Source organism: Streptomyces xanthii, from assembly GCF_014621695.1.
GTDB lineage: Bacteria > Actinomycetota > Actinomycetes > Streptomycetales > Streptomycetaceae > Streptomyces > Streptomyces xanthii.
Window position 1 is genome coordinate 4,695,775 of sequence record NZ_CP061281.1, and the last position, 13,555, is coordinate 4,709,329.

A 13,555-nucleotide genomic window follows, 5' to 3' on the forward strand; every position below is an offset into this window, starting at 1 on the left:
AAACGGAACGGAAAAAGGATCTGGTAAGGTTGGAAACACCGAAGGGAAGCGCCCGGAGGAAAGCCCGAGAGGGTGAGTACAAAGGAAGCGTCCGTTCCTTGAGAACTCAACAGCGTGCCAAAAATCAACGCCAGATATGTTGATACCCCGTCTCCGGCCATTCGGCTGGGACGAGGTTCCTTTGAAAAAGTCCTGCCGGGCACTGCTCGGTAGGCGCACAGCGAGGACGCTGTGAACCGAGGGATTATTCCTCCCTCCGGTTCCGCTCTCGTGGTGTCACCCCGATCACGGGGAAACATTCACGGAGAGTTTGATCCTGGCTCAGGACGAACGCTGGCGGCGTGCTTAACACATGCAAGTCGAACGATGAAGCCCTTCGGGGTGGATTAGTGGCGAACGGGTGAGTAACACGTGGGCAATCTGCCCTTCACTCTGGGACAAGCCCTGGAAACGGGGTCTAATACCGGATAACACCCGCCACCGCATGGTGGTGGGTTGAAAGCTCCGGCGGTGAAGGATGAGCCCGCGGCCTATCAGCTTGTTGGTGAGGTAGTGGCTCACCAAGGCGACGACGGGTAGCCGGCCTGAGAGGGCGACCGGCCACACTGGGACTGAGACACGGCCCAGACTCCTACGGGAGGCAGCAGTGGGGAATATTGCACAATGGGCGAAAGCCTGATGCAGCGACGCCGCGTGAGGGATGACGGCCTTCGGGTTGTAAACCTCTTTCAGCAGGGAAGAAGCGAAAGTGACGGTACCTGCAGAAGAAGCGCCGGCTAACTACGTGCCAGCAGCCGCGGTAATACGTAGGGCGCAAGCGTTGTCCGGAATTATTGGGCGTAAAGAGCTCGTAGGCGGCTTGTCACGTCGATTGTGAAAGCTCGGGGCTTAACCCCGAGTCTGCAGTCGATACGGGCTAGCTAGAGTGTGGTAGGGGAGATCGGAATTCCTGGTGTAGCGGTGAAATGCGCAGATATCAGGAGGAACACCGGTGGCGAAGGCGGATCTCTGGGCCATTACTGACGCTGAGGAGCGAAAGCGTGGGGAGCGAACAGGATTAGATACCCTGGTAGTCCACGCCGTAAACGGTGGGAACTAGGTGTTGGCGACATTCCACGTCGTCGGTGCCGCAGCTAACGCATTAAGTTCCCCGCCTGGGGAGTACGGCCGCAAGGCTAAAACTCAAAGGAATTGACGGGGGCCCGCACAAGCAGCGGAGCATGTGGCTTAATTCGACGCAACGCGAAGAACCTTACCAAGGCTTGACATACACCGGAAAGCACTAGAGATAGTGCCCCCCTTGTGGTCGGTGTACAGGTGGTGCATGGCTGTCGTCAGCTCGTGTCGTGAGATGTTGGGTTAAGTCCCGCAACGAGCGCAACCCTTGTTCTGTGTTGCCAGCATGCCCTTCGGGGTGATGGGGACTCACAGGAGACCGCCGGGGTCAACTCGGAGGAAGGTGGGGACGACGTCAAGTCATCATGCCCCTTATGTCTTGGGCTGCACACGTGCTACAATGGCCGATACAATGAGCTGCGATACCGCAAGGTGGAGCGAATCTCAAAAAGTCGGTCTCAGTTCGGATTGGGGTCTGCAACTCGACCCCATGAAGTTGGAGTTGCTAGTAATCGCAGATCAGCATTGCTGCGGTGAATACGTTCCCGGGCCTTGTACACACCGCCCGTCACGTCACGAAAGTCGGTAACACCCGAAGCCGGTGGCCCAACCCCTTGTGGGAGGGAGCTGTCGAAGGTGGGACTGGCGATTGGGACGAAGTCGTAACAAGGTAGCCGTACCGGAAGGTGCGGCTGGATCACCTCCTTTCTAAGGAGCATCTAGGCCGCCAAGCTTGCTTGGTGGTCCAGGGCCATTACGTCGGCAAATGTTCGACGGTGGTTGCTCATGGGTGGAACGTTGATTATTCGGCACACTTGATCGTCTTCTCCTTCTAGTACTGCTCTTCGGAGCGTGGAACGTCGAGGGAAGCGGGAAGAGTGTCGGGCACGCTGTTGGGTGTCTGAAGGTACGGCCGCAAGGTCGCCTTCAGTGCCGGCCCCAGTGCACTCGAACTACTGGTTCGGGGTGATGGGTGGTTGGTCGTTGTTTGAGAACTGCACAGTGGACGCGAGCATCTGTGGCCAAGTTTTTAAGGGCGCACGGTGGATGCCTTGGCACCAGGAACCGATGAAGGACGTGGGAGGCCACGATAGTCCCCGGGGAGTCGTCAACCAGGCTTTGATCCGGGGGTTTCCGAATGGGGAAACCCGGCAGTCGTCATGGGCTGTCACCCGCTGCTGAACACATAGGCAGTGTGGAGGGAACGCGGGGAAGTGAAACATCTCAGTACCCGCAGGAAGAGAAAACAACCGTGATTCCGGGAGTAGTGGCGAGCGAAACTGGATGAGGCCAAACCTCAAACGTGTGAGACCCGGCAGGGGTTGCGTTTGGGGGGTTGTGGGATCTCTCTTCTGTCGTCTGCCGGCGACAGGACGAGTCAGAAACCGTTGATGTAGGCGAAGGACATGCGAAAGGTCCGGCGTAGAGGGTAAGACCCCCGTAGTCGAAACATCAGCGGCTCGTTTGAGAGACACCCAAGTAGCACGGGGCCCGAGAAATCCCGTGTGAATCTGGCGGGACCACCCGTTAAGCCTAAATATTCCCTGGTGACCGATAGCGGATAGTACCGTGAGGGAATGGTGAAAAGTACCGCGGGAGCGGAGTGAAATAGTACCTGAAACCGTGTGCCTACAAGCCGTGGGAGCGTCGGGCGAGCACTTGTGCTTGCCTCGTGACTGCGTGCCTTTTGAAGAATGAGCCTGCGAGTTTGCGGTGTGTTGCGAGGTTAACCCGTGTGGGGAAGCCGTAGCGAAAGCGAGTCCGAACAGGGCGTTTCAGTAGCACGCTCAAGACCCGAAGCGGAGTGATCTAGCCATGGGCAGGTTGAAGCGGAGGTAAGACTTCGTGGAGGACCGAACCCACCAGGGTTGAAAACCTGGGGGATGACCTGTGGTTAGGGGTGAAAGGCCAATCAAACTCCGTGATAGCTGGTTCTCCCCGAAATGCATTTAGGTGCAGCGTCGTGTGTTTCTTGCCGGAGGTAGAGCACTGGATAGGCGATGGGCCCTACCGGGTTACTGACCTTAGCCAAACTCCGAATGCCGGTAAGTGAGAGCACGGCAGTGAGACTGTGGGGGATAAGCTCCATGGTCGAGAGGGAAACAGCCCAGAGCATCGACTAAGGCCCCTAAGCGTACGCTAAGTGGGAAAGGATGTGGAGTCGCAGAGACAACCAGGAGGTTGGCTTAGAAGCAGCCACCCTTGAAAGAGTGCGTAATAGCTCACTGGTCTAGTGATTCCGCGCCGACAATGTAGCGGGGCTCAAGCGTACCGCCGAAGTCGTGTCATTGCAGCAATAGGGCCAACGCCCGCTGTGATGGGTAGGGGAGCGTCGTGTGCCGGGTGAAGCAGCACCGGAAGGTAGTTGTGGACGGTTCACGAGTGAGAATGCAGGCATGAGTAGCGATACAAACGTGAGAAACGTTTGCGCCGATTGACTAAGGGTTCCTGGGTCAAGCTGATCTGCCCAGGGTAAGTCGGGACCTAAGGCGAGGCCGACAGGCGTAGTCGATGGATAACCGGTTGATATTCCGGTACCCGCTGTGAAGCGTCAAACATCGAGCATCGTGATGCTAAGGCCGTGAAGCCGCCGTCCTCGTCTTTGACGTGGTTCGGAGTGGTGGAGCCGCCGGCCCAAGCGGTTAGTAGGTGAGTGATGGGGTGACGCAGGAAGGTAGTCCATCCCGGGCGGTGGTTGTCCCGGGGTAAAGGTGTAGGACGTCAGGTAGGTAAATCCGCCTGGCACATAGTCTGAGACCTGATGCCGAGCCGATTGTGGTGAAGTGGATGATCCTATGCTGTCGAGAAAAGCCTCTAGCGAGTTTCATGGCGGCCCGTACCCTAAACCGACTCAGGTGGTCAGGTAGAGAATACCGAGGCGTTCGGGTGAACTATGGTTAAGGAACTCGGCAAAATGCCCCCGTAACTTCGGGAGAAGGGGGGCCATTCCTGGTGATGAGTCTTGCACTCTGAGCTGGGGGTGGCCGCAGAGACCAGCGAGAAGCGACTGTTTACTAAAAACACAGGTCCGTGCGAAGCCGTAAGGCGATGTATACGGACTGACGCCTGCCCGGTGCTGGAACGTTAAGGGGACCGGTTAGTCAGGATTCGTCCTGGCGAAGCTGAGAACTTAAGCGCCAGTAAACGGCGGTGGTAACTATAACCATCCTAAGGTAGCGAAATTCCTTGTCGGGTAAGTTCCGACCTGCACGAATGGCGTAACGACTTCTCGACTGTCTCAACCATAGGCCCGGTGAAATTGCACTACGAGTAAAGATGCTCGTTTCGCGCAGAAGGACGGAAAGACCCCGGGACCTTTACTACAGTTTGATATTGGTGTTCGGTTCGGCTTGTGTAGGATAGGTGGGAGACTTTGAAGCGGCCACGCCAGTGGTTGTGGAGTCGTCGTTGAAATACCACTCTGGTCGTGCTGGATGTCTAACCTCGGTCCGTGATCCGGATCAGGGACAGTGTCTGATGGGTAGTTTAACTGGGGCGGTTGCCTCCCAAAGGGTAACGGAGGCGCCCAAAGGTTCCCTCAGCCTGGTTGGTAATCAGGTGTTGAGTGTAAGTGCACAAGGGAGCTTGACTGTGAGACCGACGGGTCGAGCAGGGACGAAAGTCGGGACTAGTGATCCGGCGGTGGCTTGTGGAAGCGCCGTCGCTCAACGGATAAAAGGTACCCCGGGGATAACAGGCTGATCTTCCCCAAGAGTCCATATCGACGGGATGGTTTGGCACCTCGATGTCGGCTCGTCGCATCCTGGGGCTGGAGTCGGTCCCAAGGGTTGGGCTGTTCGCCCATTAAAGCGGTACGCGAGCTGGGTTTAGAACGTCGTGAGACAGTTCGGTCCCTATCCTCTGTGCGCGCAGGAATATTGAGAAGGGCTGTCCCTAGTACGAGAGGACCGGGACGGACGAACCTCTGGTGTGCCAGTTGTTCTGCCAAGGGCATGGCTGGTTGGCTACGTTCGGGAGGGATAACCGCTGAAAGCATCTAAGCGGGAAGCCTGCTTCGAGATGAGTATTCCCACCCACTTGATGGGGTAAGGCTCCCAGTAGACGACTGGGTTGATAGGCCAGATCTGGAAGCACCGCAAGGTGTGGAGGTGACTGGTACTAATAGGCCGAGGGCTTGTCCTCAGTTGCTCGCGTCCACTGTGTTGGTTCTGAAACCACGAACGACCGTCGTAGTCATAGGCCACGACTCCGGTTGTCAGTTTCATAGTGTTTCGGTGGTCATAGCGTGAGGGAAACGCCCGGTTACATTCCGAACCCGGAAGCTAAGCCTCACAGCGCCGATGGTACTGCAGGGGGGACCCTGTGGGAGAGTAGGACGCCGCCGAACAAATTTTGAAGAAAACCCCGGACCGGGACACGGTCCGGGGTTTTCTGCATTTACGGGGGTATTTCGCCCAAGGCCGCCGCCCCTGGGTGGAACGGGCGGGACTAGAGGCGGCCGGCGGATTTGAGGGCGAGGTAGGCGTCGGCCAGGGCCGGGGCCAGTTCGGTGGGGGTCGCGTCCACGACCGTTACGCCGTGGCGGGTCAATTGGTCGGCGGTGCGGAGGCGTTCCGCCTTCGTCTGGGCTGCCGAGGCCGCGTTGTAGACCGCTTCCGTGGTGCTGCGGGCCGCTGCCATCGTTTCGATCGCGGGGTCCGCCACCGAAGCCACGATCACCGTGTGGCGCTTGGTGAGGCGGGAGAGGACCGGGAGAAGGCCCTCTTCGACGGGGGCCGCGTCCAACGACGTGAGAAGAACGATGAGCGAGCGGCGGGGAGCGGTGTGCAGGGCCGTCGCGGTCAGGCCGCGGGCGTCTGTCTCGACCAGCTCCGGCTCCAGCAGGGCCATCGCGTTGACCAGCGCCGGGAGGACATCGCCCGCGGTGCGGCCCTGGACGAGGGCGCGGATGCGGCGGTCGTAGGCGAGGAGGTCGACGCGGTCGCCGGCGCGGGAGGCCAGGGCCCCCAGCAGGAGGGCGGCGTCCATGGAGGCGTCGAGGCGTGGGGCGTCGCCGACGCGGCCGGCCGAGGTGCGGCCCGTGTCGAGGACGAGCAGGATGTGGCGGTCCCGTTCCGGGCGCCAGGTGCGGACGGCGACGGCGGACTGGCGGGCGGTCGCGCGCCAGTCGATGGATCGGGTGTCGTCGCCCGGAACGTATTCGCGCAAGCTGTCGAACTCGGTTCCTTCGCCCCTGGTCAGGACGCTGGTGCGGCCGTCGAGTTCACGGAGGCGGGCCAGCTTCGAGGGCAGGTGCTTGCGGCTGTGGAACGGCGGGAGGACGCGCACCGTCCAGGGGACGTCGTGGGTGCCCTGGCGGGTGAAGAGGCCGAGAGGCCCGTAGGAGCGGACCGTGACGCGGTCGGCTTTGCGGTCGCCTCGGCGAGTGGGGAGCAGGCGGGTCGTCACGCGGCGGCGTTCGCCCGCGGGGATCGTGACGCGGTGGCGGGACGAGGCGTACTCGGTGCCGGGGCGCCACGTGCTCGGTGGCCAGGCGTCGCGGAGCTGGGCGCGCAGGGGGCGGCGCGAGGGGTTGGTGACGGTGAGCGTGACGTCGGCCGGGTCGCCGAGGCGTACGGAGGTGTCGCCGGAGCGGGTGAGGCGCAGGCGGCGTACGGGGGCGGCCAGGGCGAAGTCGCAGGCGCAGGCCAGGGCCAGCGGGGTGTTCACGGCGAGGATGCCCGTCCAGCTGGGCTCCCAGATCCCTACGGGAAGGGAGCCCAGCGCGGCGAGCAGGGCCGTGCGTCCGGTGAGGGCCATGTCGGTTCTCTCGGCTCCGGCCTCGTCAGCGGGGGACGGGGACGTGGGTGAGGATCGCGTTGATCACGGAGTCCGGGGTGACGCCCTCCATCTCGGCCTCCGGGCGGAGCTGGATGCGGTGCCGGAGGGTCGGCAGGGCCAGGGCTTTCACGTCGTCGGGGGTGACGTAGTCGCGGCCGGTCAGCCAGGCCCAGGCGCGGGCCGTGGCGAGCAGGGCGGTGGCTCCGCGCGGGGATACGCCCAGGGTGAGGGAGGGCGATTCCCGGGTCGCGCGGCAGATGTCGACGACGTAGCCCGTGATCTCGGGGGAGATCGTGGTCTTGGCGACGGCGGCGCGGGCTGTTTCCAGGTCGGCGGCGGTGGCGACGGGGCGGATGCCGGCGGCGCGCAGGTCGCGGGGGTTGAAGCCGCCGGCGTGCCGGGTGAGGACGTCGATCTCGTCCTGGCGGGTGGGCAGCGGGACGTTGAGCTTGAGGAGGAAGCGGTCCAGCTGGGCTTCGGGGAGGGGGTACGTGCCTTCGTACTCCACCGGGTTCTGGGTCGCGACGACCATGAACGGGTCGGGGAGGGGGCGCGGGGTGCCGTCGACCGTGATCTGGCGTTCCTCCATGGCTTCCAGGAGGGAGGACTGGGTCTTGGGCGGGGTGCGGTTGATCTCGTCCGCGAGGAGGAGGTTGGTGAAGGCGGGGCCCGGCTGGAAGGAGAACTCCGAGGTGCGGGTGTCGTAGACCAGGGAGCCGGTGACGTCGCTCGGCATCAGGTCGGGGGTGAACTGGACGCGTTTGGTGTCGAGTTCGAGGGAGGCGGCGAGGGCGCGGACGAGGAGGGTCTTGGCGACTCCGGGCACGCCTTCGAGGAGGACGTGGCCGCGGCACAGGAGGGCCACGACCAGGCCCGTGACGGTGGGGTCCTGGCCGACCACGGCCTTGGCGATCTCGGCGCGCAGGGCTTCCAGGGAAGCCCGTGAGCTGCGGGGATCGGTCGTGGGCCCGGCGTTGTCAGTGGTCGGGTCCATCATGAATGGCGTACCTCTCTTTCGAGGGCGTCGAGGTGGTCGGCGAGTGCGATGAGCGCTGCGTCGGTCGCGGGGGGCGGGCCGAAGAGGAGGGTGTGCAGGTCCCGGTCCGGGGTGGGGAGTTGGCGGGCCAGGGCGGGGAGGAAGGTCTCGGGCGTGTGGGCCTGGGACGGGGGGACGCCGATGAGGGGGGCGAGCCGGGTGCGGGTGGAGAGACGCAGGGCGGCTGCGGCGCGGTCGCGGGCGTTCGCCTTGCGGTAGAGGCGGGCGCGGCCTTCGGTGGTCTCGGAGGCGCGGATCGTGACGGGGAGGCGCTCGGGGACCAGGGGGCCGAGGCGGCGGGCGCGCCAGAGGGCGGCGAGGGCTGCTGCGATGAAGAGCTGGAGTGTGCCCCAGAGCCAGCCCTTGGGGATCAGGTCGAAGAAGCCGCGCTGGTTCTGCGCGTCGGTGGCGGCCGAGGTGTCGGAGAGGGAGGGGAGGTACCAGACCAAGTGGGGGCGGGTACCGAGGAGTTGGAGGGCGAGCGAGGCGTTGCCCTGCTCGTCGAGGGTGTCGTTGAGGAGGATGTCGGGGGCGCCGAGGATCACGGTGTCCCCGGTGCGGTCTGCGGTGCCGGTGTCCGAGGGGGGAGTGGGGAGGCGCAGGAGGGTGGCGGAGCCGTTGCTCGGGTAGCAGGTGTCGGCGTCGGGGAGTGTCGTGCCGTAGCGGAGTCCGCCGGTGTCCGCGGGGCCGGCGCGGCGGGCCTCGGGGAGGCTGCACTCGGGGTCGAGTGTGGTGTCCGGGGCGGGTTCGGGGTCGGCGGTGACGCCTGGGGCGAGTCGTTCCACGGCGGAGGTGCCGGGGGCGACGAGGACGGTGCGGCCGGCGGCGCCGGGGCCGTGTGCCGTCGCGGCGAGGCGGCGCTGCTGGTGGGGCGTCAGCAGGTCGGGGACGGCGACGAGGAGGGTCGTGTCGGGGCCGGCCGCGGAGCGGGCCTCGGCGGCGGTGGTGACGACGCGGGTGTCGACGCCGCGGTCGGCGAGGAGTTCGGCCACGGCGCGGCTGCCGAAGCGGTCGGCGGAGCGGGGGTCGAGCGTGCCGTGCCGTTCTCCGGAGCGGACGGCGGCGATCGCGATGCCGGCGATCAGGAGGAGGACGAGGGCGAGGGCGATGCCGCGCGTGCGGGTCCATACCTGGCGGACGGTGGGGGTGGTGGAGGTGCCGCCGGTGCCGGTCCCGGGGGTCGGGGGCGTCGGCGGGGGTGCGGTGAGGGTCGGTGTCGCCCCGGTCGTGGGGCCGGGGGGTGGCGTCGGCGAGGAAGTGGTGTGAGCAGCCGGGTGGGGTGCGGGGTGAGGTGTGTGAGGCGAGGGGTACGGGAGTGCGGCCGGGGGCTGCTCCGTGGGGTGCGGGGCGTCGGGGCTCGGGCCGTCTTCGGGGCGTGCGGGCCGGCCGGGGGTGGCCAGGGGGCCGGTCCGGTCACCGTGCGGCGCGTCGGGTTCCGGCGTCGGGTCGCTGGTGTGCGGGCGACCGGGGGTGTGCGGAGCGGAAGGGTGCGCCGGAGGGGTGACCGGGGTGTGGCCGGGGGAGTTCGGGGCGTCTGGGCGGCGCGGGGTGCCGGGGTTCTGAGGGGTCACCGGAGGGCTCCCTCGGGGAGGGTGGGGGTGGTGTGGGTGACCTCGGTGTCCAGGGTGGTCAGGGCGGCGTACATGGCGGCGGTGGCGGTGCGGCCGCCGTACGCGATGTCGTCGAAGGTGCGGGCCGCCGCGCGGAGGGCCTCGGCGTGCCCGGGGAGCGGACGGGCGGCCTCGGTGGCGGCTTCGTCGGCGGTGCGGCCGGGGCGGGGGTCGAGGAGGGCGCGTTCTTCCAGGGAGCGGACGAGGGCGCGCATGCGTTCCTGGACGGCCTGGTTCCAGTGGGCCTGGGCGGCGTGGGCCTCGGCGGCGGCGCGGTGTTCGGCGGCGCTGCTGGGGCGGTCGTCGAAGAGCGGGGCCTCGGTGCGGGGGAGGCGGCGGGGGGTGCCCAGGCGCCACCAGAGGGCGGCGCCGGCGGCGAGGACGGCCAGGACGATGACGACGAGGCCGACCGCGCCGCCTGGAGTGGCGCCGGACGCGGCGGAGAAGAGGTCGCCGACCCAGTCCCAGAACGCGTCGAGGGCGCGCATGTACCAGCTCGGGTCGTTCTCGTGGTACGCGGGCTTGGACAGCTCGTCGCGGGCGGCCTCGCGCGCGGCTTCCCGCGAGATGGTGACCGGCGGCTCGTCGCCGCCGGCGCGCGTCAGCAGGGCCGGCGCGGTGAGCACTCCCCCCAGTGCGCTCACTGCATCAGCTCCCCGGGGTGGTGCCGGGGGTGTCGGCGTAGTCCTGGAGGCCCGCGGCGCGGGCGAGCTCCAGGTCGAGGGCCTCGCGGCGGATGCGCTGGTCGATGTAGAGCAGCACGGTCACGCCCGCGGTGATCGGGAAGGTGATGGTGGAGCCGACCACGGCGCCGATGCCGCTGATGATCAGGAAGGCCCAGCCGGCGTCGCCGCCGGAGTCGAGGAAGGTGCTCATGCCGTCGCCGCTGACCGCGCCCGCGATCACGGTGAAGGGCACGAGGATGATCGACGCGACGACGCCCGCGATGAGCGAGGCGAGGATCTGGATGCCGAAGACGCGCCACCAGGAGCCGCGGACAAGCTTCACGGAGCGGCTCATCGCCTTGCCGACGGTCTGCTTCTCCAGCATCAGCGCCGGGGAGGCGAGGGAGAAGCGGATCATGAGCCAGATCGCGATGACGAAGCCGACGATGCCGCCGAGGATGCCGAGGGCGGCGCCGGCGTCGGCCGAGCCGAAGATTGCCAGGAGGATGCCGGGTACCGCGCCCACGAAGACGATCACGACGGCGATCAGCGGCAGGAGCAGGGTCAGGCCGAGCAGGCGCAGGATCTGCGGGCGGGCGTCGCGCCAGGCCTCGCCGAGGGTGACGGACTTTCCGAGCACGGCCCGGCTGGTGACCGTGGTGAGCAGGGCGGTGGCGATGATCGTGCCGAGGAGGGTGACGATCTGGACCGCGCCGGTGCCGACGATGAGGCCGCCCATGGCGTCGAAGACCTCGCCCGGCGTGGCGTCGGGGTTCTGGAGGGCCTCGGAGTTCGCGGCGTCCTTGAGGACGATGCCCTGCAGGAGGACGACGAGGATCTCGGTGAGTACGGCGACGGCGAGCGAGATGCCGAGGACGGTGCGCCAGTGCGTGCGCATCGTGGAGACGGCGCCGTCGAGAATTTCGCCGACGCCGAGCGGGCGCAGCGGGATGACACCGGGCTTCGCGGCCGCGGGCTTGCCCTGCCAGCCGCCGTAACCGCCGTAGCCTCCGCCCCAGCCCTGGCCGCCTCCCCAGCCCTGGCCGCCGCCGGGGCCGCCCGGGGGCGGGGTGCCCCAGCCCTGGCCCGGCGCCTGCGGGGGCGGCGGGGCCTGGCCGGAGCCGGCCCCGGTGTCCGTGCCGCCGGAGGGGGCGGACCACTGGGCCGGGGGCGGCTGCTCCGCGGACCACTTGGGGCCGGAGGCGTCCTTCTGGTCGTCGCTCGGACGCTGGTCGTCCTGGCGTCGGTCCTCGGGGCCGTCGGACGGGGCAGATCCGGGCGTTGCCCAGCCCGGAGTGTCGTTCATCGTCGCTCCTTCAAGGTGCCCGTCCGCGGTCGCGGCGGCAGTTCGGCTGCCATCGTGCCATGGGGTGGGCGCGGGTTGACCTGGGCCCGTAAGAGCTGGACGCCTTCAATTGTCGGCGCTTCAGGGGGCAGACTGGGCGGATGGCTGATCAGCACGCGCAATCCGGCGAGGACATACGGCTCACCGGGGACATACAGCCCGGGACGGCCGACACCCACGGAGTCCTCGGCTCTGTCGGCTCCCTCGGCATTCCGGCGATCCGCTGGGACGAGTCCGCGGAGGGGCCGGTGCTCGTGCTGCTCGATCAGACCCGGCTGCCGGCCGAGGAGGCCGAGCTGGTCTGCACGGATCCGCAGGGCCTGGTGCAGGCGATCAGGGCGCTGGCCGTGCGCGGGGCGCCGCTGCTCGGGATCGCCGGGGCGTACGGGGTGGCGCTGGCCGCCGCGCGCGGGTTCGACGTGGCCGAGGCGGCGCAGGCGCTGGCCGGGGCCCGGCCGACGGCGGTCAATCTGGCCTACGGGGTGCACCGGGCGCAGGAGGCCCATCAGGCCGTGCTCGCGGCGCGGGGCGAGGAGGCGGCGGCCGGTGCCGCGCTCGCCGCCGCGCGGGCGCTGCACCGGGAGGACGCCGAGGGCAGTGCCCGGATGGCGGAACACGGGCTGAGGCTTCTGGACGAGCTGCTGCCGGGCGGGCAGCACCGGATCCTGACGCACTGCAACACCGGGGCGCTGGTCTCGGGCGGGGAGGGCACGGCGTTCGCGGTGGCGCTCTCGGCGCATCGTGAGGGACGGTTGCGCAGGCTGTGGGTGGACGAGACGCGGCCGCTGCTCCAGGGCGCGCGCCTGACCGCGTACGAGGCCGCGCGCAACGGGATGCCGTACACGCTGCTCACGGACAACGCGGCGGGCTCGCTGTTCGCCGCCGGTGAGGTGGACGCGGTGCTGATCGGGGCGGACCGGATCGCCGCCGACGGTTCGGTGGCGAACAAGGTGGGGAGCTATCCGCTCGCTGTCCTGGCCCGGTACCACCACGTGCCGTTCATCGTGGTGGCGCCGGTGACGACGGTGGATCCGGAGACGCCCGACGGTGCGTCCATCGAGGTGGAGCAGCGTTCGGGGCATGAGGTGACGGAGCTCACGGCGCCGCGGGCGCTGTCGGCGGGAGTGGAGGCAGGTGGCGGAATCGCGGTGGCACCGCTGGGGACGCAGGCGTACAACCCCGCGTTCGATGTGACGCCGCCGGATCTGGTGACGGCGATCGTCACCGAATGGGGCGTTGTGGCGCCTGTGACTGCTGAGGGCTTGCGTGAGCTGTGTGACAGGTCACGCCAGTCAACGATGAGCTAATGGGATGATGTGGTCCATGAAGGGACGAGTCCTTGTCGTCGACGACGACACCGCACTGGCCGAGATGCTCGGCATTGTGCTGCGTGGTGAAGGTTTTGAGCCGTCGTTCGTTGCCGACGGCGACAAGGCGCTGGCCGCTTTCCGTGAGACCAAGCCCGATCTGGTGCTCCTGGACCTGATGCTTCCCGGTCGGGACGGTATCGAGGTGTGCCGCCTGATCAGGGCGGAGTCCGGGGTTCCGATCGTGATGCTCACGGCCAAGAGCGACACCGTCGACGTGGTCGTGGGCCTGGAGTCGGGCGCGGACGACTACATCGTGAAGCCGTTCAAGCCGAAGGAGCTGGTGGCCCGGATCCGGGCGCGCCTGCGCCGTTCGGAGGAGCCGGCACCGGAGCAGCTGGCCATAGGTGACCTGGTCATCGACGTGGCCGGGCACTCGGTGAAGCGGGAGGGGCAGTCGATCGCGCTGACCCCGCTCGAGTTCGACCTGCTGGTCGCGCTCGCCCGTAAGCCGTGGCAGGTGTTCACGCGTGAGGTGCTCCTCGAGCAGGTGTGGGGCTACCGCCACGCGGCGGACACCCGCCTGGTCAACGTGCATGTGCAGCGGCTGCGCTCCAAGGTCGAGAAGGACCCGGAGCGTCCGGAGATCGTCGTGACCGTCCGTGGCGTCGGTTACAAGGCCGGACCGAGCTGAC

7 protein-coding genes and 3 rRNA genes are annotated in these 13,555 nt (G+C 66.9%); 5 read left to right on the plus strand and 5 right to left on the minus strand.

What is annotated here, in order from left to right:
* The first annotated feature begins 298 nt into the window (after nt 1-298).
* From IAG42_RS21305 to rrf, 3 genes are all read left to right on the plus strand, one after another.
* Nucleotides 299-1,824: ribosomal RNA gene (locus IAG42_RS21305) — 16S ribosomal RNA — on the plus strand.
* A gap of 312 nt (nt 1,825-2,136) precedes the next feature.
* Nucleotides 2,137-5,259: ribosomal RNA gene (locus IAG42_RS21310) — 23S ribosomal RNA — on the plus strand.
* An 88-nt stretch (nt 5,260-5,347) separates the two neighbouring features.
* Nucleotides 5,348-5,464: ribosomal RNA gene (rrf, locus tag IAG42_RS21315) — 5S ribosomal RNA — on the plus strand.
* The 16S, 23S and 5S rRNA genes sit together here, the layout of an rRNA operon.
* A 101-nt stretch (nt 5,465-5,565) precedes the next feature.
* Here the strand turns inward: rrf and IAG42_RS21320 are convergent.
* From IAG42_RS21320 to IAG42_RS21340, 5 genes are all read right to left on the minus strand, one after another.
* A complete protein-coding gene (locus IAG42_RS21320; RefSeq protein ID WP_188338563.1) occupies nt 5,566-6,876 on the minus strand; it encodes a DUF58 domain-containing protein in 1,311 nt (436 codons plus the stop codon).
* 25 nt (nt 6,877-6,901) lie between these two features.
* Entirely contained in the window at nt 6,902-7,891 is a 990-nt protein-coding gene (locus tag IAG42_RS21325; protein WP_188341521.1) for an AAA family ATPase, read from the minus strand.
* On the minus strand, nt 7,891-9,333 hold the full coding sequence (locus tag IAG42_RS21330) for a DUF4350 domain-containing protein (RefSeq protein WP_188341522.1): 1,443 nt from the start codon (nt 9,331-9,333) through the stop codon (nt 7,891-7,893). The genes IAG42_RS21325 and IAG42_RS21330 overlap by 1 nt, the downstream gene beginning before the upstream one ends.
* Nucleotides 9,334-9,500: 167 nt before the next feature.
* Nucleotides 9,501-10,187 (minus strand): DUF4129 domain-containing protein, encoded by a 687-nt coding sequence (locus IAG42_RS21335; protein ID WP_188338564.1) that lies wholly within the window; start codon nt 10,185-10,187, stop codon nt 9,501-9,503.
* A gap of 4 nt (nt 10,188-10,191) precedes the next feature.
* Complete coding sequence (locus IAG42_RS21340; protein WP_188338565.1) at nt 10,192-11,514, minus strand: glycerophosphoryl diester phosphodiesterase membrane domain-containing protein; 1,323 nt, start codon at nt 11,512-11,514, stop codon at nt 10,192-10,194.
* 140 nt (nt 11,515-11,654) lie between these two features.
* On the opposite strand from IAG42_RS21340, the gene mtnA reads away from it, so the two are divergent.
* On the plus strand, nt 11,655-12,860 hold the full coding sequence (gene mtnA, locus IAG42_RS21345; protein ID WP_188338566.1) for an S-methyl-5-thioribose-1-phosphate isomerase: 1,206 nt from the start codon (nt 11,655-11,657) through the stop codon (nt 12,858-12,860).
* A 4-nt stretch (nt 12,861-12,864) separates the two neighbouring features.
* Nucleotides 12,865-13,554: a two-component system response regulator MtrA gene (mtrA, locus tag IAG42_RS21350; protein ID WP_018529990.1), complete on the plus strand. Its 690-nt coding sequence runs from the start codon at nt 12,865-12,867 to the stop codon at nt 13,552-13,554.
* The last annotated feature ends 1 nt before the right edge of the window (nt 13,555 follow it).